Below are 21,979 nucleotides of genomic sequence, written 5' to 3' on the forward strand. Positions count from 1 at the left end.
GCTTTGCGCCCCTCCTGTGTTTCTCCTGCGAGGTCAGGTCAGTGAAGGCACCAGCACCGCCTGCGCGGCCTGATGGTTTTTCGGCAGTTGTTCGCGAGCACCGCCAGTGTCAGCGAAGGCCGCCATGGCCCCGCTGAGTTTTGCCAGGCTGGGGCCCCGACCATCCGCCGCCGAGTCCGGCACATCCGCCGCCGAGCTCAGAGCGTTCGCCGCCGGCAGCGTCTCGCGCTGGCTCCAGGCCAGTTCGAACACGCGGTCCCCGGCCGATCCGCTCGGACCAAAGCCCTTGAGCAGTTGCTCGACGCTGAGCATCGACGAGTCGCCTTTGAGCTCGATCAGCAAATGCCCATGGGCGGCCGCCTGGCTGCCCAGCACCTGGCGCAGCACCAGGGCCGTGCCATTGCCCGTGTCGGTCAGCTGCACGTCCTCGCCCCGACGGCTGACGAGGATGTTCTTGCCATCGGCAACCGGCAGGATCACCCGATCCAGGGCCAGGCCCGGATCATCGTTGTCGATGACCACCGAGCGGTAATGCGCCCACATCGCCGGGCTGAAACGATAGGTGTCATCCCCGGCGCCGCCGTGCAGCACCACGCTGTCGACCCCGGCAATCAACGGCGGCGCCAGGTCATCCTGAGGAGCATTGCCGCTGGCTCCCTGAAGCAGCAGCGAGGAGCCGATGCGCTCGACATTTGCGTAATGGCCCAGCTGCAGCGCCTTGCCGTCCTTAACCTGATACAGCGCCTGCGCCGTCGGGCTGTAGACATAGGCCGAGTTCGGCGTCCCGGCAGCGACGCCGATAAAGCGCAAGTCGCTGCCACCCGGGATGCCGTTGCTGGCGAACATCTGCCCACTGGCAATATCGAACCAGCCGCGGGTGTCGCCGTCCTGCAAGCTCAACACGCCTTTGGCGCGCCACTGGCCAGCCACGGTTGCCAGGGCCTGGGGCAGATTGCCCAGATGTGCCTGCTGCCAGCCTTTGTCCACGGCCACCAGTTGCACATCGCCGTTGTTGCTGCGCAGCAGCACTTCGCCTTGCACCGTGGTCAGGCGCAACCCGGCATCGACCTGGACTGCCGAACGCAGCGGCTGCTTGGGCATCCAGTCAATGGCGGCCGGCAATTGCGCCGAGGCCTCAAGCACCTCGTCGTTGCCAAACGCGGTGGCCAGTGCTTGCGCTGTCAGCGGCGGCTGCAGATAGAGCTTGCCGCTCTCGGGCTCGAACAGCCGGGCACTGGCGCTGGCACTGTCGAAGCCGAGAAACTGCAGCGGCTTGCCTTGCAGCGCGGACGATGCCACCACCACCTGACCGTTGTGGTACCACACCGGCAGCGCACTCTTGCCGTCGGCGGCCTTGACCCCGAATACCGCCAGGGTGGCATTGCTGCCGGCGACCTCGGCGAGGTTTTTCCACCAGTTACTGTGGGCCTTGAGCCAATGCTCGTTGACCGCCTCATAGCTCAGCCGTCCCGTCGCCTCGATCCGGGCCATGCGCCCGTCGTTGGTCACGGCCAGCAGATGGCCATTGAGATTGAGCACATTGGCCAGGGGCGGCGTGCTCAGCCGCAAGGCGCTTGGCTGGCCGGCATCGAGCACCTTCTGCCCCGGCCCTTCCTGGCGGAACAGCACCTGCTGCGCCTTGCTGTAGAAATAAAACACTTCCTGGCCACCGGGCTGCGCCTGGCTGCCCGCCAACACCAGGTCGGCCGGAATCTGCCAGGCGCTTTGCACCTGCCCCGGGGCATCGGCGCGCGGCGCCTGCCCGGCCGGTGGTGCCAGGTTCGGCTTGATCACGATGCCGTCGCTGCTGCGAACCCAGTAGCGGTGCGCGACTTTGGCGTTGTCCAGGCCAAACACCGTGATCAGCTCTGCCGCAGTCGGCTCCAGCACGGGCGCGCCCAGGCTGTACACCGGGGTGTCGCGCTGGGTGGCCTGAGTCTCGTAGCCCTTGAGCAGGGTATTGAGCAGGGTCTTGGCGTCCTTGCCATGCTGGCTGTTGCTTGCCGACAGTTGCAGCAACGACTCATCGCCGACCACCCCCACCAGCTCCATGCGGTCACCAAGGATACGGAAGCTCAGTTCGGCTTCCCGCTCCTTGAGCTGATAACGACGGGCCAGATACACCGCATCGCCCTCTTGCCAGAACCGGCTGATCTGGCCGGCGCTCTGGTTGAACGCAGGGGCGAACTGCGCATCGACCTTGCCGCTGGCAATATCGACCCGCCACGCGGCGGCGTTCTCGGCATCGACGAAGTAGGCATGCTCGCCGATGACCGCCCCCAACTGGGCGTTGCGCGCCTGTTGCACATCGGTGTCGGTGAATAGCATGCGGTCCTTGGCAACGTCGTAGTACGCCCGACCGACATTGCGCTCACCGTGCTTGTAGTTCTCCACCACCACGTATTGGCCGTGCAACTGATGGGCCTGGGCCAGCTCCTTGAGGTGCTGTTCGATGCGCTGCCCGGACACCTGCCATTGGCTGGCGTCTTCCTTCACCACGTAGGTGGTCTGGCCGGCAAAATCGGCTGCCCGTACTTCGCCCTTGGCGTTGACCAGCAGCACCTGCCCGCTCTGGGCCGGATCGAGCCTGACCTTGACCCCACCCACCAGCAGGTGGTCCTTCGCCACGGTGATGCTGTCGCTCTCAAGCTGGCTGCTGTCGATGATCCAGCGTGACGGCTGACGACCGGCCTGGTTACTGAGCCTGACCTCGGTGCCTTCGTTGAGGCCGATCAGGTATTCGCCGCCTGCGCCCTGAATGTCGTAGCGCAGGTAGCCGTACAGCTCCTTGGGCAGCTGCGGCACCACCAATTGCCGGTTGTGCCCATCGAGCAGCACTTCTACCGGCGTCTCGACGTACTCCTGGTGAATCCGCCGGATCGTCTCCTCGCTCGGGAAGATGTAGAAGTCGTAGTCGAAGCGCCGGTCCTGCTCGAGCTTGCGAATCACATCGAAGCCCGTGTCATGCCGGGTGGTGGCTCCTGGCAGGATCATGTACTCGTAGCTGATGTAGGACTTGGGCGTGCCCGGCAGGATCACCGTCCTGCTGTCGCCGTGGTCGAGTCTGGGCGGCTTGGCGCCGTGGCCAATGCCGCTGCGCACTTCGATCGCCTGGGCGCGGTCGTGGATCATCCGCGGAAAGTCCCCGACCCAGAAGAAGTAGTTGATCGCCCCGGAACCGGTGGAGCCGTGGTGAGTGCGGTAAATGTACTGGCTGTCGAAACCTACCTCGTTCGAGCGCAGGTCGAGGCGCTTGACCACAGCCCCGGCCAGGGGCACCAGCACCTGCTGTTTCTCGTCATAACGGTAGCCGTTGCCTTGGTAGGCCTTGTCCAGGGTGTCGAAGTAACGTCCCACCGCCTTGGCATCTTCGGCCACCGCGCCAAAGGCCTGGGCCAGTGCCGTGAAGCCTACCGCCAGGCCACCGAGGATCACCCCCGCGCCGCCCAACACCGCCGCCGTTGTCGAAGCGCCGATCAGCCCGGCACCGATACCCGCCGCGCCACTGACAAAACTCGCCGAATCGAACGCCAGCTGGGTGCCGAATACGGCTTTCTGCACATCGTTCTCGGCATGGGCCAGCTCATAGGCATCCAGGCCGACCATGGCCCCGCCAAACAGCACGCCTGCGCCCTCGTTGACCGTGTGCCCCAGGGTCGAGGCAAAGTCCTTGAGCGAGGACTCGGCGGCCAGGGCTTCGCCGCGCAACGCGGTTTGCACCAGTTGGGTGACCTTGGCCACATCTTGCAAGGTGCCATGGCCAATCTGCGCCAGGCCCAGGTAGCTATGGATCTTCAGGGCGGTGGCCAGGTCCGGTGAAACCACGCCTTGGGCCGCATCCTTGCGGTTCTTGTCGGCAAACCACTGGATCAGCGTCTGGACCGCAAAGCCCGCGTTCAGGCCGTCCACATGCGCCACTTCGCCGACACCGCCGCGGGGCCGGATCTGCCCATGTTCCAGGGTGAAGTGCTCGTTGAGCACGCTCATGTGCTCATCGACGAAACGACGGAATTCGACAAAGGTGCCATCGTCGGTGCTCAGCCAGCGGGTCTGATCGGGCTGGTCACGGTTGATGAACTGCACCCGATAGCCGCCCTCCGGCTGTGGCTCGGTGTTGGCGATGATCGGTATCCACTGGCTGCTCAACTGGTGCTCCCGGGCCAGCCGGGTGCTGGCGGCGTCGAAGCGCGCCCCCCATTGCTCGGCGTCGAACGTGGTCAGCGCTGCGCCCAGGCGCAGGTCCTGGCTGACGCGCTGCTGGGCACCCACCGCCTGCTCCACCTGGCGGCGTTGGCCGATGACACCGGCCAACTCCTCGGGACGGGACAGATCGGCAACGTTCAGCCCGCTGCCCACCGGCACCTCGGCCATCTTGTGGGTGTCGATCTCGATCAGGTTGAAGGCCGGCTGCGACTGGCTGCCGAACGAGCCGTAGTGCGCCGCCAGTTTTCGGCGCACCAGGTGCTGCTCCATGGCCTTGGCCAAGCCCTTGCTGGAGTCGAAAGCGAAGATCCCCACGTTCGGGTCATAGAAGTAGTAGCGACGGCCTTCGGGGCCCTGGGTACTGCCCACCATCATCGAGTGGTTCTGGGTGTTGAGGGCAAACATCGAGTCGCTGCTGCCGTTGGCCAGCCGGGCCACCACGTCGGACAACTGGAACTGCCCCAGCGCCTTGGAGGCCTGGACCGCGTCGACATTGGAATGCAGCCGGATCAGGCTGTTCTTGAGCAAGGTCGAGCTGCCCGCCTGGGGATCGGCCGAGGCCAGGAACAGCTTCTGCACCAGGCTGTTGACCCCCGCCTCGCCGCCCCTGGCCAGGGCGACGGCCATGGCCCTGACCAGCGGGTAGCAGCGGCCTCCGGAGCGGTCCCCCACCAGCGACAGGTAGAAGTCCTGGGGCGCCAACTGGCCGAAGACACTGCCGGCGCCCCGGAAGTCTTCACTGAGGGTCGCGGTCTGGCGCAGCACCTTGTCGATGTATTCGGCCTGGCTGGTTTCACTGATGCGAGCACTCAGGGCGCCACGCTGCCCAGGCGTGAGCTGGCCGTCGAGAAACAGGCGCTTCATCTCCAGGGCCGACTTCTTGTCGTCCAGCCCGGGGATCTTGATCTCGCGAAAATCCCGCACACCGTCACTGAATGCCGTGCCCCGGGCCCCGCGCTGATAGGCCTCGGCAATGGCGTAGCGCTCGCCCACGCTGGTGCTGCGCTCATCGCCCCCGCCCTGGATCGCCGTGTCGTCGGTGCGCACCACCGCAGCAGTACCCTGCTTGGCCTGGATCTGCTGCCAGAGCCAGGTCTTTTCCACCGAAGCGGCCTCACGCAACACCGGTTCGTACTGCGCCCGGTAGAAATCCTGGGTGAGGTTGAGCTGCTTGATCTGCTGGTCGATCAAGCTCTTGTCGCTGGCCCCGCGCCGCTGCTCCTGGAGTTGATAACGCTGGTTGCCGAGCTGTTCGATGTCGGCGCTGACCTTGGCCTGGACCGCATCGCGCAGCCGATTCCAGGCGGCAATGGCCGGGTGCTCGGGAGAAAAGTCGCCGCCGCTGTAGACGCCATCGGCCACCCCTTCGGTGGCCACGCCGAACTGGGTCGCCACCTTCTTCAGGTTCTGGTGCACCTGTTCGCGGTACTCGGCGAACTGGGTCCGGTTGCGTTCCTGCACCTGGCTGTCGGCGGTCTGGATGGAAAGAGGCTCTGCACCCTCGCGCAACTTCGGCCAGACCATCTGCCCTTCGCGCTGGTACTCCTGGCGCTGGAACACCAACTGCCACTGGCCGTCGACGACCTGCATGTACGCCGCAGCCAGGCCCTCGGCGGTGCCGGCCACTTGGTAGTCCTTGTAGTCGACCGCCATCACCACGTTGTCGTACAGCAGCGAACTGTTGACCCGACCGTCGTGATAGACCCGATAGGTAGTGGCGTCCAGGCTGGTCACCACCAGCGAGCAGCCCGACAAGGTGCCGGTAAAGAGGAAGCTGCCCGCGCGCGCCTGCTTGGGAATGTCCACATAGGCCGGCGCGGCGTTGGCCTGGTTCGGCCCGTTGTAGCCGAGGAAATACGCCGGCACGCTGTCCGGGCTCCCGCTCACGGAGTTGGCGCTGTGCTCGGTGTATTCGAGCTCATACAGCTTGGGCGCGACTTCCACCAACTGCACGTTGCCCTGGGCCGGCAAGCGCCCCGCCTTGACCAGGGCCTCGGCACTGAGGGTGTGGGTCTGGGCGAACTGCACCGGGTCGGCGGCAAACTGGTGAATGTCGGCGCTGCCCTGGCGCGGTTCGAAGCCGGCTCCGAGCGATGCCAGCCCGGTCTTGAGTTGCCGGTCCTTGGCGGCCTGCCCCAACAGCGCGGGCAGCGGCCCCAGGTCGGTGAAGCGCGGTGGATGGAACTCCTCGCTCGGCGCCAGGCCTTGATTGACGATGGGCAGGACCCGGGCCATCACGGCGTCGTACAACTCTCCATGCAAAGCCTCCCGGCGCCCTTCGGCACGGTAGCGGTCGAAGGTCTGCAGCAGGTCCTTGCCGATGCTGTCCGGCCCCTGGGGTTCATAACGGGCGGCGACATACAGGGTTTCGAAGAACGAGTGGTAGCCGTTGCGGATCATGAAGGCCGCGTTGGCCATCTGGAACTGCCAGTACTGCTTGATGCTCGGCGCGCTACCGAACAGTTCCGGCAAGGCATTGCTGACGGTCTGGGTGGTCCCGGAAATGCCCCCCACGAACGGGGTGTCCAGGTCGTTCATGTAGCGTGTGGCTTCATTGTTCGGATCGGGGCGGAACTGGCTGTAGCTGCGGTACTTGTCGTCCTGGATCAGCAGCGCGGCATCGGTCCGGGCCTGCTCCGGGTGGGTATTGAGGATCAGGTAGGGGTCGGGCTGGTTCAGCCGGTTGTTGATCATGACCTTGTCGGCGCCGGTTTTTGGCGTCAGCGCGGCATGGGCATTGACCGGCACCGCGGCCTTGGAAAAACTGTCGGCCACGGGGCGCAGGGCATGGAACAACGCCTGCTTGCGCAGGCTGCGGCCCTGGTCGCCGGACAACAGCGCCTCGACCGTCGGCCGCAACGCGACGTCGGCCGGCGCCAGGCCCCGGGGGCCGCTCAACAACAGGTTCAGCAACTTGCTGTCCAGGCCGCGCTCCACCGCCACCTGATCGAAAACATGCACCTTCGGGTTGCCTGGATGCTGCCCGGCGTTGGCGCTGGCCACTCGCTGTGTTTCCACCTCGATCGCCTGGGCACGCCACTGTTCATACAGCGGTGCCAGCAGCAATTTGGCCTGGGCAATGTCGCTCTGCAGATAACCACCTTGCAGGACTTTGCTCAGCGCCTGGTTCTTCACCAGGTTCTGCCCCAGGCCGAACAGCAGCTCATCGTTGTCGTGGCTTTGCCAGACCGACGCGGCGAAGGCCTGTTCCCACAGCACCTTGTTCAGGTTGTTGCCCTTGATATCCCGCAGGCTCGGGCGGCTGTGTTGCGCCAGCAGCACCCCGGCCGGGGTGATGTGGTTGCGTTCGAGCAGGCGCGTCAGCTGTTGCACGAAGGTGGCGCGCTCGCTGCTGCCTTCGAACAGCCGGCTGGCCTTGAAGCCCTCGCCGCGCAGTTGTTCCAGGCGCTCGAAAAACGCCGCGTTGTATTGGTACAAAGCCTCGGTCTGGGCCTTGCTCAGGTGGCTGCTGCTGACCTTGTCGCCCTCGACGGTCATCACGGCAAAAGGTGTCGCCGAACGGTAAGCGTCACCCTGGGGCATTTCCAGCAGGTACTGATGCTCGGCAAAGCCGACCGAGCGCTCCAGCTCATGAATATTGACGAACAGGCCGTCGCGGTCCGGATGGTAGCTGTTCTGCCGATAGTCTTCGACGCCCAGTGTCTGGAAGCTGGTGATGTCCGCGTTCTGGTTGATCAGTTCGCTCAAGGCGCCGGCCAGAGGCACTTCGCGGGTCACGCTGGTGCCGGGCGACTGGCCCGAGACCTGGATGCCGACCTGGTTGGGCACTTTGCGATCGACGCCGGTCAACAGCAGCTTGCGGCCGTTGCTCAGCACCTGGGCCTTGAAGCCTTCGCGCAGGGAGCTTTCCGACACCAGGTGGTTGGCGAAGTACTGCTCGACGAACCCGGTCTTGACCAGCACCGAGCGAATCGGTGCATAGGTCGGCGAGCGCATGGACGGTGGCTCGCTCTTGAGCCGGTACTGTTGCTGCCAGGCCAGGGAACGGGCGGCGGTGCCAAAGGAGAAATTCAGCACGCCGTCGGTGGGCACCACCAGCCGGCCGTGCTCCAGGTAGAAGTCCTTGAAGCGGCCATCGGTGCTGGCATTGACCAGCGCCACGTTCATGCGGATGTAGCCCGGGCGCTCCTCCATCATCAGCAGTGAAAGGTTCACCGGCAGCTCGTCGGAGGCCCGGGGCGGCTTGGCCAGTGCGTCCAGGCTCGCGGCCTGCTGCTGCGGGGCGGCCTTGAGCCAGGCGTTGTAGCGGGTACTCACCTCCTTGTAGGCCTGCAGCTCGGAGAACAGGGTCACGTAGGTCTGGCTGAAGGTGGAGTCGGCCACCTGCAGGCTCAGGTGCTTCTCCAGGCGGTTGATCCGGCCCTTGAGCTCTTTCTGCTTGGCCGGCGCATCGGCTTGCAGGACCTCGGCCTTGGCGCCACCGGGACTGAGCAGCCGCAGGGCCTTGTTCCAGGTGCTGTCATAGTGGCTGATCGCCGTGTCCTGACGGCTGTACAACAGGATGTCACGGTCCAGTTGCTGCTTGTAGGCAATGGTGGCCGGGGTGTCGGCGATGGCCTTCATTTCTTTGCGGCGTTGTTGCAGCACCTGCAACTGATCGCCCACCGAGACCGGGTTGTCCTGCATCTGGTAATGCTGGGCGGCCAGCACGCTCAGGGTGCTCTGCTGCATTTCCAGCAGGCGCTCGCCGACCTGGCCGATGTACGCGGCACGCTCGTCGGCGCTCATGTTGAACCATTCGGTTTGCCGCCCTGCCGTCTTGATCTGTTGGTCGATCAGGGAATTGAGCAGGCGCGTGAAGTCCTTGGACATAAAAGCCATTGCAATGATCCTTTGTCTGTTTTGAGCCAAGCCCTGCGTCTCGCGAAGGGCTGCCTAGGGGTATGGAACTGCGGGGTGGGGAGACATGACGGGTGGGCGAGTCCTCCTGCCGTCGGTGGGGTCAGTCCTTCATCTGCAGCGCCCACTGCCGGGCATACAACCCGTCCAGGGCGAGCAGCTGTTGGTGTGTGCCTTGTTCGAGCACCCGGCCCTGATCGATGACCAGAATCCGGTCCGCATGGCGCAGGGTAGTGAGGCGATGGGCGACGCTGATCACCGTGCGGCCGCGGACGATGCCCTGCAGGTTGGCCATCACCGCCGCTTCCGACTCGTAGTCCAGGGCACTGGTGGCTTCGTCCAGCAACAGGATGCCGGGGTTGGTCAACAGGGCCCGGGCCAGGGCAATGCGTTGACGCTGGCCGCCGGAGAGCTGGCCGCCACGCTCGCCCACCTCGGTCTCGTAGCCCTGGGCCAGGGCCTCGATAAAGGACGCCGCCCCGGCCAGACCGGCGGCGTGCCGCACCTCGGCGTCGCTGGCTTGAGGCCGGCACAGGCGGATGTTCTCGGCAACGCTGCCGGCGAACAACACGCTTTCCTGGAGCACCACGCTCATGTTGCGACGCAGGGCCACCGGGTCGGCGATGGCCAAGTCGATGCCGTCCACCAGCACCCGGCCGTGCTGGGGCACATAGAGGCGCTGCAGCAGGCGGGTCAGGGTCGATTTGCCGGAACCGGAAGGCCCGGTGATGCCGACGAACTCGCCCGGCTGGATCTCCAGATCCAGCTGGCGCAGCACCTCCTGGCCGTCTTCCTCGTAGCGAAAACGCACCCCCTGGAAGCTCACCCCGCCCTGCAACGCCGGCACCGAGGCCAGGCCGCCGCTGCCGCTTTCACAGTCGCTGTCGAGAATGTCCCCCAGGCGGCGCAGGGAAATCAGCGTGTGCTGGAAGTCCTGCCAGACCTGGGCCAGGCGCAGGATCGGCTCCACCACATGCCCGGCCAGCATGTTGAAGGCCACCAGTTGGCCGGGGCTCAACTGGCCATCCAGCACCAGCATCACGCCCCACCACAGCAACAGCGCCGCGGTCAGCTTCTGGATCAGGCCGATGCCCTGCCCGGCCCAGATCCCGACGATGCGGGTGTGGAACGCCGCACGCACATAAGCCGCCAACTGGCGCTGCCACTGCTGCTGGAAGGCACTTTCGATGGCCCCGGTCTTGATAGTCTCGATGCCGGTCACGGTCTCGGTGAGAAACGCCGTGTTGGCCGCATTCAACTCGTATTCGCGCAAGGCCCGGCTGCGCAGCAAGGGCCCCACGCACAGCCAGAAGAGGAAATACAGGGCCAGGGAGCCCACCACCACCCAGGTCAGCAGCGGTGCGTAGCTGTACATCACGGCGATGAACAAGCCGCAGAACGCCAGGTCCAGCACCAGGGTCAAGGCCGAGCCGGTAAGAAACTGGCGGATCTGTTGCATCTCACCGACCCGGGCGATGATCTCGCCGCTCTGGCGCCGCTGGAAATAACCCAGCGGCAACTGGATCAGGTGCTGGTAGAGGCGCGCGGACAGCTCGGCGTTGATCTTGCTCGCCACATTGCTGAACAGCCAGGACCGCAACAGGCCGAACAAGGGCTCGAACAGCGCCAGGGCCAGCATGGCGATCCCCAGCACTTGCAGGCTCGACAGGCCGCGACTGACCAGGACCCGGTCGATGATGTTCTCGAACAGCAGCGGCGTGACCAGCGCTACGCCTTGCAGCATCAGCGACACCAGCAGCACGCTGCGAAACTGGCGCCCATGCTTGAGGATCGACGGCAGGAACCAGGAGACGCCGAAACCACCCGTCTTCAGCTGCACATGCCGCTCCGCCAGCAGCAACACCTCTCCCTGTCCCTGATCATGGCCTTGCCAGAGCGTCGCCAGCTCCTGGCGCGACAGGGTCTGGCATTGCCCCTGCAGCGGCCAGAACACCCGGACCCGGTCGCCCTCCACCGCGTCCAGCACCGCCCAGCCCCGAGTGGTGTCCAGCAGCGCCGGCAGCGGCAGGTGATGCAAGCGCTGCACCCGGCTCTGCACTGCCCGTGCGCGCAGGCCGATCCAGCCGGCGCAGCGCCGCAGGTCAAGGCTGTCGGCCGGACCTTCAACCCGCCCCAGGCGGTGAGTCAGTTGCGCCACGCTGATGCTCAGGTCGAAGCGCCGGGCGGCCCAGGCCAGGGCGTGCAGGCCGGTGTCGAGCATTGTCGGTGAGGGTTCAGAAGCGGCATCGAAAGCGCGGGTCATGTTCAACGCTCCCGCAACGCTTCGGACTGATACTCGCGAATCGGGCTCAGCAGGTAATTGATCACCCGCCGCTCGCCGGTGCGAATCTCGCCGGTCACGCTCATCCCCGCCTGCAAGGGCATCCAGCCCTGCCCCGCGGCAATGGCCGCACGCTCCAGGCGAATCCGCGTGGGGAACACCAGCCCCAGCTGTTCGTCCTTGATGGCGTCACCGGAGACATGGGCCACGGTGCCGCGCAAGGTGCCGTAGCGGGTATAGGGAAACGCATCCACCTTGATCTCCACGGGCTGGCCGGCCCTGACGAAACCGACGTCCTTGTTCAGCACCATGACCTCGGCATCCAGCTCGGCCCCCTCGGGCACGATCACCAGTAACTGCTGCGCCGCTTGCACGGCGCCGCCCAGGGTATGCACCGCCAGTTGCTGGACCACACCGTCCACCGGCGCCAGCAGGGTTTGCAGGCGCTGCCGGTCGCGGCCACGGATCAGTTGCTGCTCAAGCACGGCGATCTCCTGTTGGCTGCGGTTGAGCAATTCATGCTGTTCGCGCTGGGTCCTGGCCAGGAAGCTGTCGCGCTGCTCCCGACGGTTCTGCGCCTGGGCCTTGAGCACCTGCAGTTCGGCCTGCTGCTGGGCCAGTGAACGCTCGACGTCCAGTTGCTCCTTTTCCTGCTCAAGCAATTCCACCAGGGGCATCAGCTGTTCGGCGGCCATCGCCCGGCGTGCATGGAGCCGTTTGCGCACATTGCTGGCCAGCTTGCCCAGGGCGCTGATCTCGCTGCCCCGGGCCCTTTGATTGGCCTGATTGATGGCGATTTCGGCGTTGAGGCTGTCCAGGTTGGCGCTGATTTCCTTCCAGGTACTGAGCAGTTGCTCCCGGGCCGCCGCGGCTTGCTGTGCATCCAGGCCAGCAGGCGTCTGGTAGCTGTGCAAGGGGTCCGGGGTCAGCAGTGCACGGGCACGGGCCAATTCCAGACGCTTGAAATCCAGTTGCGTGCGCAACTCGCTCAACTCGGCGTCGATGCCGATCGGGTTCAGCGCCACCAGCACCTCGCCGGCCTTGACCCGCTGCCCGTCACGCACATGGATGGCGCGAACTTCACCCGCCTCGTGCGCCTGAATCACCTTGGTGTAGCTGGAGACCATGAGGCGCCCGGCGGCACTGGCATGAATGTCGAGAAAGCCGAGGATCGCCCAGCCCAGGGCCAGCAGGATCGCCAGGATCAGCAGCAGTGCCGTGCCACGTGCCCAGGGCGCGGGTGGCCGCTCGACAATTTCCAGGTAGCCGGGTTGGAACTCGTATTCGTCGCGGCTGCGCTTGAGCAGCGTCCGCGCGTCACCCAGGCGCTGCCAGGCGCGGCGCCAGCGAGACAACAGTGCACCGGACCTCATGACGCCTCCTTGCACAGCGCCTGTTGCAGCGCCCACAGGCGCGAGTAGCAACCGCCGTTGGCCAAGAGTTGCTGGTGGCTGCCGGATTCACTGATGCGCCCCTGTTCCAGAGCGATGATGCGTTGGCAATGCCGTACCGCAGACAGGCGATGGGCAATGATGATCACCGTGCGTCCCTGGGCGATGCTCGCCATGTTGTCCTGGATCAGCGCCTGGGATTCGTCATCCAGGGCGCTGGTGGCTTCGTCGAAAATCAGGATGCGCGGGTCGCCCATCAGTGCCCGGGCTATGGCGATGCGTTGCCGCTGGCCGCCGGACAAGGAGCTGCCGGCTTCGGCCAGCACCGTGTCGTAGCCCAGGGGCAGGCGCAGGATGAAATCATGGGCACCGGCCAGGCGCGCCGCGGCGATCACGCTTTCCAGGGAGGCGGTGGGATGGCGCAGGGCGATGTTGTGGCGCACGCTGCGGTTGAACAGGTAGTTTTCCTGGAGCACCACGCCAATCTGGCTGCGCAACCAGGCCGGCTGCAACTGATCCAGGGGCAAGCCGTCGATCAGGATGCGCCCGCCATCAGGGGTGTAGAGTTTCTGCAGCAAGCGGGTCAGCGTGCTCTTGCCGGACCCGGACGGCCCGACGATGCCCAGGGTCTGCCCCGCGGCGATCTGCAAGTCCAGGCCGCGCAGCACCCACTCAAGTTCCGGGCGGTAGCGGAACACCAACTGTTCGATGCGCACTTCGCCACGCAACGCCTGCGCCGGGCGCAGATCCCCCTCGGCCTGCTCCACCGGCAGGTTGAGCATGTCGCCCAGCTTGTCCACCGACACCCGCACCCGGACGAACTGCTGCCAGACTTCGATCAACTTGGCCACGGGCTGGCTGACGTGGGACAGCATCATGTTGAAGGCAATCAACTGGCCGATGCTCATTTGCAGGTCGATGACCCGGCTAGCGCCCCAGCAGATCACCGCCACCGCGGTGACTTTCTGCAACAGCATCACGGTCTGGCTGATGGCGCTGCCCAGGGTCTGGCTGGCAAACCCGGCCTCGACCATCTGCGCCGTCTGCGACTCCCAGCGACGCTGCATGCGCGGCTCCACCGCCAGGCTCTTGATGGTTTCGCTGCTGCTGACGCTTTCGTTGAGAAAGGCGGTGTTGCGCGCAGCACTGTAGAACTGGCGCTCGATGCGCTTCTCCAGCGGGCCGTTGCTGAACCAGGCCAGCAGCGCATACAGGGGCAGGGTCAGCAGCACCAGCAGGGTCAACGGCCAGGAAATCCAGGCCATGACCGCAAAAAACACCAGGGTGAAGGCCACATCGACACACAGGGTCAGCAGCGAGCCGGTGAGGAACTCGCGGATGCTGTCCAGTTCCTGGACCCGGGTGATGATCGCCCCCACCTGGCGTTGCTTGAAGTACAGCAGCGGCAGGCCCAGCAGATGGCGCAAGAGCTTGACCCCAAGGCCAATGTCGATGCGATTGGCGGTGTGCGCCGCCAGGTATTCGCGCAAGCCCTTGAGCAGCACCTCGAACAGGCCCACCACCACCAGGGTCATCACCAGCACGTCGAGGGTCGACAGCGCCCGGTGCACCATGACCTTGTCCATCACCGCCTGGAAGAACAACGGCGTCGCCAGGGCCAGCACCTGCAGCAACAGCGAGCACAGCAGCACTTCGCCCAGTATCCGCCGATGGCGCAGCAGCTCCGGTACGAACCAGGACAGATCGAAGCGCAAACCGCTCTGGCGCAGGCGAATCACCTCCCCGCTCCACTGCTCGGCCAACTGCTGGCGATCGAGCATGTCCGGGGTCGGCATTGAAGGTCGCTGCACCAGCGCCTGGGTGTCCGAGAGCCGCGCCAGCAACATGAATTCGCCGCTCTGGTTGCGCCAGGCAAGGGGCAGCATCTTCGGGGTCAGTCGGGTCAGCGCCAGGCGTTCCAGGCGCAGATCGACACCGGCGTTGCGTGCGTAGTCCCTGACCGCCTGGCGCAGGTCCCGCGAAGGGTCAGGGTCCAGGGATTGCGGGGCCGCGGCTTGCGGTACGCGTTCCTGGGCCAGTTGCAGCAGCAGATGGCAGCAGGCCAAGGCTGAGTGAACGGCCGTATCGGCCGCGGATGATGGGGCAGACAGCGCCGTCATAGCGGAACATCCGCTGAGGACAGGCTGCGGGTTGTTGCAGTATTGACTGGCATAGACCGCTCGTTGCTTGCTCCAGGGAGCATGGAGGCACGAACGCAGTCTGAGTCAGCCAATTACGAATGATAATCAGCAGTTTGATTGAAGCGTTTTAACTAAAACTTAAGGCTGTCCCGCAAATGCCCCGCATGTTCATACGGCGCATGCAGAGAACCCTGGCCCCAGGCTGGAGAGGGAGGTGAGAGTGGCGAGGCTACTGATATTGCGCTGCCCAAGGCTGTTCAACGTGAGTATCAGCGCGTACCAGTCGCTGCCCTCACCGGTTGCCCCAGCCCTGAACCGCGAGAGCAATCTCGGCGGTCAAAAAAAGCCGTCAAACCCAACCGTCTCTGCACATAACCCTCTAATCTTGGCGGCATGTTTTGCAGGTCGTTGCGTGTCGGTCTCTGCACGTGTCGAATATGCAGCGTTAATCCGAGAGCATGAAATGCCACTGTTTGTTGAGTTACTGCCATGACTCATATGATCCAATCGTTGCGCCAGCGGGGGGCGCTGATCCTGACGACGCTGCTCGTTCTGACGGCCTGGGTGCCCTCAGTGTCTGGCGCCGAGTCCCGTAGCTTCGACCTGTACATCGCCGAAGCGCCGCCTTTATCGATGCTGGACCCGTCCGGCCTGCATGGCATCCTCGGCGACGCGACGCTGGAAGCGGCGACCCGAGCCGGATATACGCTGCACTTTATAGAAGTGCCTTGGGCACGAGCCCAGCAAAGCGTACGCAAAGGCGTCGACAAGCTGATCATTCCCCTGTCGCGCACGCCAGAAAGAGAGGCCGATTACACCTGGATCGCGCCCATCATGACCATGGACAGAGCGTTTTTCAGCCTCGACAAACGCGTCCAGAGCATGCAGCAGGCACGGGAAACCTTTGCCCGTATCGCCGTTGGCCGAGGCAGCGCCCAAGAGCAAAAACTGCGGGCAGAGGGCTTTAGCGATACCCAGATTTATCCGTTTGAGATTGGTGAGAATCCGGCGCAATTGCTGCTGATGGGGCGCGTCGATGCCTGGTTCAATGGCATTCCCGAAACGCAAGCTATCTGGCGCAAGCTGTCAAACAGGACGTTGCAGGTCAGTCCGTCCTTGATGAAGACCGATCTGTATCTGGCCTGCTCCAGACAGTGCGATGCGGTGCTCGTACGCCACTTGCAGGCGGCAGTCGAGACACTGCGCAAGGACGGCACGCTGGAGCGGATAAAAAACGCCTACCTGAAAGAGCCGTGATCCGTTCGGCCCTGTACCAGGCTTGCGCTGGCGTCATGAACGCGAGCCTGGAGGGGGCCCGTGCACGCCTCAACGCGAGAGCATGAACGTCTCGTACTCCAGGTCATCCAGCGCCGTCGACAGCCGCGTCAGCCCCAGCAGCACGCAGATCAGCAGCGACAGGGTAAAGCCATAGCCGAAGAAGCTCGGCCCCAGGTGCAGGCTGAGCAGGGTCAGGGCGGCATTGAGCGCCACGAACAGCAGGCACAGCTCCAGCACGATGGCGCGTTTGTCGAGGTAGAAGAACACGTTGAGAATCGCCATGAACACCACCTGGATGCTCACCCCGATCAGGTCGATGTAGAACAGCGGCAGGTAGTAGCTGGACATCCCCAGCCACTCCAGCAGGCGCGGGCCGAAGAGGAACAGCAGGACCACCGTCAGCCCCTGGACCTTGCAGATTTCCAGCAGGCCCTGGCGGATCGAGAAGGTCATCTCGGCCTTCAGCGAACCGATGTGCTGCAAGGTCTCGCCATCGCGCACGGCACGGAACAGGCGGTCGTACCATTCGGCGAAATCGGTTTCGATGCGCACCAGGAACACCGCCATCCCGGGAATGATCGCCAGGTAAGCAAGGAAGATCGGCAGGTCGTAGAGAATTGACGCGCGCATCGGCCCGATCACCTGGCTCGAAGTTTCCGGGTTGAACCAGAAGATGAACTTGTCGATCCAGATCCCCAGGTTGTAGCAAAGCCCGGTCAGCAGCAGGCTGACAAACACCTGGCGGCGGTCGAGAAAGTCGAAGGCCACCAGCTTCTCGGCCCGGTACTCGCGCAGGATGTCGTAGAGAAACAGGAACAGCAGCGTGCTGTGCCCCAGCAGCAGCGCCAGCAACAGCCCTTCCATGCCCATGTAGCGCAGGTAGAAGGCGCTGCCGACCATCAAGCCATACCCCACCAGCATCACCAGGAGGATGCGGTTATAGGCCTTCATCCCCGAGAGGAAGATGATCACCAGCCACAGGTTGCACAGCACCACGAAGTTGGCCAGGGTCAGCAGGCGGTAGATCAGCGCCTGGTCGAACAGGGTCACCAGCAGCAGGATGCCCAGCGCCCCGGAGCCCAGGGTCACCAGCAAGAGTACGCCCACCAGGTTCGGCAGGATCTGCTCGTACTTGCGCTCGAACAGGCGGTCGGACACGAAACGGGTGAAAAACAGCTGCAGGCCGCCGGTCAGGATCAGCGACGTGGCCATCAGGTAGGTGACGGTGATCAGGAACTGGCGGATCAGGACCTCCGGCACCACCAGCCCGAGGCTGATCACCCCCACCAGCATCACGCTGAGGATCGACAGCACCCAGGGCCCGGAACTGATCAGGCCGGCATAGACATAGGCGTGCAGGGTCGCCGTGTAGGAGTCGCGGGAGAGAATCTTGCGCAGTTCGAAACCGATGCCGGCCATTTACACAGCCTCCTTGTGTGGGGTGCCGATGGCCGTGTGATAGAGCGTGCGATAGCGGTCGAGCATCAAGCGCTCGCTGTAGTAGCGATGTACCCGCAACAGGCCCGCCGCCTGGGCCGATTGCCAGCGTTCGGGGCTGCGCAGCAGGTCGATGATCGCCTGGGAGGTGGCCTGCGGATCGGCGATCGCCACCACTTCCCCGGCCCGCCCCAGGTCCCGGTCGGCCGCCTCGCCGCCCTCGATCAGCTCGCGGCAGGAGCCCACGTCACTGCTGACCACCGGCGTGCCGGCGGCCCAGGCTTCGAGAATCACCAGGGGCTGGGCCTCGCTGATGGAGGTCAGCACCATCAGGCCCAGTTGCGGCAGGATGTCCTGGATTTTCTGGAAGCCCAGGAACAGTACCTTCTGCTCCAGCCCCAGGCTCGCCACCAGGCTGCGGCACTCGGCGACGTACTCCGGGTCTTCCTCTTCCGGCCCGACGATCCAGCCTTCGACCTCGGGCATCACGCTGACCACCCCGCGCATGGCCCGCAGGAAGGTCTTGACGTCCTTGATCGGCACCACCCGGCCGATCAGCCCGACCACCGGCGCAATGCCTTCGGCCCGGGCCTCCAGGGCCTGGGTCCAGAGCTGCAGGTCGATGCCGTTGGGGATCACCTGGGTGCGCTCGGGGGGCGCGCCGTCCTTGATCTGGCGTTGGCGGTTGCCGTCGTACAGGGCAATGATCTGGTCGGCGCTTTCATAGACCAGATGCCCGATGCGTTCGAAGAAACGCACCCAGAGCATGCGGATATAGCCGGAGCCGGAATCCATGCTGTCGTTCAGCGCCTGGTTGCTGCTTTCGGCGATCCAGCTGGCCTGGGCCAGGTCGATCTTGCGCTCCTTGGTGTAGATCCCGTGCTCGCTGAGCAGGAACTGGCAGCCCCACAACTGCTTGAGAATGCAGCCCACCAGCCCGGCGTAGCCGGTGGAAATCGAGTGCAGCACCCGGGCCCGCGGCATGTGCCGGGCGGCATTGGCCAGCATCAGCAAGGGCGACTGCATGGTGCGCAGGGTCCAGAAGTAGTTGACGAAGGACGGATCGGCGCAGTGCTGCTCGTAGCCTTCGGTCAGCGCTTCCCAGCTGGGCCGGCTGTAGAGCACGTCGTCCAGGGTGATGCGCCCCTGGGCCAGGGATGCCAGCACTTCGATGCCCAGCTCGGCGGCGGGCTTCTGCGGGTTGTGCAGGTAGCGGTACAGGTTGCTCAGTTCCTCCAGGGACGCGCTGTGGGCCTCGCGCTTGTGCCTGGGGTTGCGCCAGGCCTCTTCCAGGTACACCTCTTCGATATGCACGACGTTGGCCGGAATCTCATAGCGGCGCTGACCATAGGCCTCGCGCTGGCCGCCAATGAACAGCACCGAAAACTGCAGCTGCGGCAGGCCGAGGATCATCTGGTGGATCCAGCTGGACACGCCACCACGCACATAGGGCCAGGTGCCCTCGAGCAGCAGGCAGACATCGGCGATGGGGGTTGAGTCGGGGGTTTTCTTCATGTCCAGGTCCTTACCAGCCCAGCAAAGGGCGGACGTTGCTGCATTTGCGCCGGCAGGCTTCGCAGCAGCCCGGGAATCTCGGCATAGCGGCCGGTTTCAAAGGCGATTTCGGCGCGGAACGGCAGGACCTTGGCCGGGTCCATGCCCGCCTCCTCGGCCTGGTGCATGTGCAGGCGCGCCTTGCCGACGTCACCGCGTTCAAGGGCGATGCGCCCGGCCAGCAACAGCAGCTCGCCGCCCTCCCCCAGCTTCAGCGCCTGTTCGGCATGTTCGCCGGCCTGGCCCAGCACGTGCTGCTGCACACTGCCCTGGGCCAGGCCCAGGTAAGCCAGTTCCCAGTACCAGCGGGCCAGCGTCGCGTGCAAGGCTCCGGCCTTCTGCGGCGCCGCGCCGGGCAGTTGTTCCAGGGAGGACTGGATCCGCTGGTTGATGTCGGTTTCCTGCTTGTCGAGCATCGAATACGCCAACAGCCGCACATCGTCGCTCGGGTCACCCAGGGCCAGCTTGAGGATCGGCACCGCTTCCTTGCCCGGCATCCGCCGGGTGGCGAGCAAGGCCGCCAGGCGCTGGTCGGGGTCCGGCGCATGACGCAAGACATCCTGCAGCCCGCTGTCACCGAAGGTGGGCGAATGCAGTTGAGTCTGAGCGCGAAACGGCAGGTCGGGAATGCCCACCGCCTGCCACGTCTGCGCCTCGCGCTTGCGCGGCAGATACAGCGCCGGAAAGATCGCGGCAATCACTCCGACGGCCCCGATCAGCGGCACAAAGAACGCCAGGCTGAAGATGAACAGCGGGCTCCATGGCAACGGCCGGCGATAACGCGCCGGCAGCAGCAGCCAGACCGCCGCGGTCAGCAGGCCACAGGCGATGCCATGGGTCATTGCATACAGCAGCGCGGTCTGCAGGTCGGGCAACTGCGCCGTCAGGCTGGCCCAGCTGCCGATCTCGAAAAACAGCGCTCCGCTAAACAGCCACTTGCTGATCATTCAGGCCACACTCGTTGTACAGGAAGTTACGCAGCCCATCGCGTTGCCGGGCCGACTCCAGGTCGTAGGGCAGTACCTTGACCCCCAGGCCGGCCAGCTCCACGCTCATGCCGAAGTGTTCGTGGACCAGCTTGCCCAGGCGTGCCAGGTAGCCCTGGGCGCCCTCGGCGCTGGTCAGCGGCAACAGCACCAGCAACAGTTCGTGCCCGCGTGCATTGGCCAGGCTCAGGTGCAGGTCCAGGCCTCGCTGGCTGCGCTCGAACAGCCGCGCCAGTTCATCATTGGGCTGGGTCAGCTCGAAGGCATAGAGGCAACCGGACAGGCCGTGGCGCTCGACATCCACCAGTGAACGCTTGAGTTGGCGGGTGAAGTGCTGGGCATCGGCGCTCTGCAGTTGCAAAACCTGCGGGTCCGGGTGCAGCAAGTCGGCGATATGTCCGGCCAGCAGGGCCAGCAGGCTGAGGGTGCGTTCCTGGAAGGCAAAGAACGGCATCTGCCGCACCGCCAGAATCGCCAGCACCTGGCCCTGGGTGTCCACCAGCGGAACACAGGCCTGCAAGGACGACACCGAGGCCTGGGCGCCGCTATCCAGCAGCTCCTCACGCACACTCACCAGCTCCTCGCGCTCCAGGCACATACGCACCAGCAGGTCCTGGCTGTCCAGCGGCCCCATGGTGCCGATCGAGGCCAAGAGGCTCAGCTGTGGCGCCGCACTGGCGCCCTGCTCCACCCGGTACAGCCCGGCCACCCGCAGCGAGCCGTACTGGCCGAGCAGGGTCAGCACCGGCTCGGCCAGCAGGCTCAGCGGGTCGCCGCCATTGGGCGCCGCGCGCAGCCGATCACGCAGGCCCAGCAGGGAACTGCGCAAGCTCTGGTCGCTGCCCGCCAGGCGCTGCTCCAGGCGGTCATGGGAGACCCGCAGAATCTGGTGCGCCCGGGTGAAATCATCGAGCCGATACTGGCGGTACTCGTTGGCCATCTGCAAGCGCAGCAAACGCCGCTCCCAGAGGTCGCGCACCTCGCCCACCAGCATGCCGCAGACCAGTACGCCGACAATGTAGGACGGCGCGACCTGGGCGTAGCTCGCCAGCCCCGAATGGCGCAGGGCAAAGAACGCCGCTACCAGCAGGCTGGCACTGATCAGGCCGCGGACAAACCCGTAGCGCACCCCCAGCAGCAGCGGCGCCAGCACCGACCAGGGAAACTCGCCCTGCACCTGCAAGGGGTCCTCGGGAGTCAGCCACAGGCCGACGCCGATGACCAGAGCGGTCACCAGAAAGGTTTCCAGCCAGGACGCCGGACCGCTGGCGCGGGGCGCCAGCGCATAGTCCATGTGTGGAGAGTTCATGGCAGTCACTCGATCCGAAGGCCACCGACAAGCTTGTCGAGCACCTTCTGGGCGGCCCCGGCCAGGCTTTCCCGGGACCAGCCGGCGCGGGCCCCGCTATTGCTCCACAGCACCTTGCCGGTACCGGCCTCGACCACCCGCAGGCTGATGCCCACCGCCGGTTCGCCATCCAGGCCGTTCTTGTACTGCCACTCCTCGACGCTGCCGGACACCACATAGTCGAGTTTCTGCTCCCGGGCCCAGTCCATGGCCCCGGCCAGACGCTCGTTGTCGTCGAGCAGGGCCTGTTCGCCCTGCCCCGCCGTACCGGTGTAGACCTGGGGTTGCAGGCCGCGGCTGCTCAGCACGCTGAGCAGAATCTGCTCACTGCGCTCGCCGGCCTGGGGTGTCTGGGAATAGTTGACCAGCGGCAGCACGCCCCAGCGCGCACTCTTGGACAACTCGGGGCTGCTTTGCCCGGTGAAGCTGCTGCACCCGGCCATCAGCAAGGCGACCATTGCCAGACTCACGCAACGAATGGATTGCATAAGGTTTACTCC

Annotated in this window: 10 protein-coding genes; 1 reads left to right on the plus strand and 9 read right to left on the minus strand. The window is 65.1% G+C overall.

Features of this window, described 5'->3' with window-relative positions:
* Positions 1-33: 33 nt before the first annotated feature.
* From BLS75_RS04180 to BLS75_RS04195, 4 genes are all read right to left on the minus strand, one after another.
* A complete protein-coding gene (locus tag BLS75_RS04180; RefSeq protein ID WP_072450347.1) occupies positions 34-9,045 on the minus strand; it encodes a TcdA/TcdB pore-forming domain-containing protein in 9,012 nt (3,003 codons plus the stop codon).
* Between the two features lie 121 nt (positions 9,046-9,166).
* Positions 9,167-11,326 carry a type I secretion system permease/ATPase gene (locus tag BLS75_RS04185; RefSeq protein ID WP_072450349.1) on the minus strand — a complete coding sequence of 720 codons (2,160 nt, stop codon included), beginning with the start codon at positions 11,324-11,326 and terminating at the stop codon, positions 9,167-9,169.
* A gap of 2 nt (positions 11,327-11,328) precedes the next feature.
* Positions 11,329-12,717, minus strand: coding sequence for an HlyD family type I secretion periplasmic adaptor subunit (locus tag BLS75_RS04190; protein ID WP_072450350.1), 1,389 nt, complete (start codon positions 12,715-12,717; stop codon positions 11,329-11,331).
* Positions 12,714-14,855: a type I secretion system permease/ATPase gene (locus tag BLS75_RS04195; protein WP_072450352.1), complete on the minus strand. Its 2,142-nt coding sequence runs from the start codon at positions 14,853-14,855 to the stop codon at positions 12,714-12,716. The genes BLS75_RS04190 and BLS75_RS04195 overlap by 4 nt, the downstream gene beginning before the upstream one ends.
* 510 nt (positions 14,856-15,365) lie before the next feature.
* On the opposite strand from BLS75_RS04195, the gene BLS75_RS04200 reads away from it, so the two are divergent.
* The gene (locus BLS75_RS04200) at positions 15,366-16,133 is read left to right on the plus strand and encodes a substrate-binding periplasmic protein (RefSeq protein WP_065364049.1); all 768 of its coding nucleotides are present in this window, start codon (positions 15,366-15,368) and stop codon (positions 16,131-16,133) included.
* 69 nt (positions 16,134-16,202) lie between these two features.
* On the opposite strand, the gene pelG is transcribed toward BLS75_RS04200, so the two are convergent.
* The 5 genes from pelG to BLS75_RS04225 are packed head-to-tail and all read right to left on the minus strand — an operon-like array spanning position 16,203 to position 21,967.
* Positions 16,203-17,573 carry an exopolysaccharide Pel transporter PelG gene (gene pelG, locus BLS75_RS04205; protein WP_011061266.1) on the minus strand — a complete coding sequence of 457 codons (1,371 nt, stop codon included), beginning with the start codon at positions 17,571-17,573 and terminating at the stop codon, positions 16,203-16,205.
* On the minus strand, positions 17,574-19,106 hold the full coding sequence (pelF, locus tag BLS75_RS04210; protein WP_053151647.1) for a GT4 family glycosyltransferase PelF: 1,533 nt from the start codon (positions 19,104-19,106) through the stop codon (positions 17,574-17,576).
* Positions 19,103-20,092, minus strand: coding sequence for a HEAT repeat domain-containing protein (locus tag BLS75_RS04215; RefSeq protein ID WP_011061264.1), 990 nt, complete (start codon positions 20,090-20,092; stop codon positions 19,103-19,105). Before BLS75_RS04215 ends, pelF begins: the two co-directional genes overlap by 4 nt.
* Complete coding sequence (locus BLS75_RS04220; protein ID WP_072450354.1) at positions 20,070-21,440, minus strand: PelD GGDEF domain-containing protein; 1,371 nt, start codon at positions 21,438-21,440, stop codon at positions 20,070-20,072. Before BLS75_RS04220 ends, BLS75_RS04215 begins: the two co-directional genes overlap by 23 nt.
* A 5-nt stretch (positions 21,441-21,445) precedes the next feature.
* Complete coding sequence (locus BLS75_RS04225) at positions 21,446-21,967, minus strand: transporter (protein WP_011061262.1); 522 nt, start codon at positions 21,965-21,967, stop codon at positions 21,446-21,448.
* Between the last annotated feature and the right edge of the window lie 12 nt (positions 21,968-21,979).

This window comes from Pseudomonas sp. NFPP12, from assembly GCF_900103205.1.
Classification (GTDB): domain Bacteria; phylum Pseudomonadota; class Gammaproteobacteria; order Pseudomonadales; family Pseudomonadaceae; genus Aquipseudomonas; species Aquipseudomonas protegens.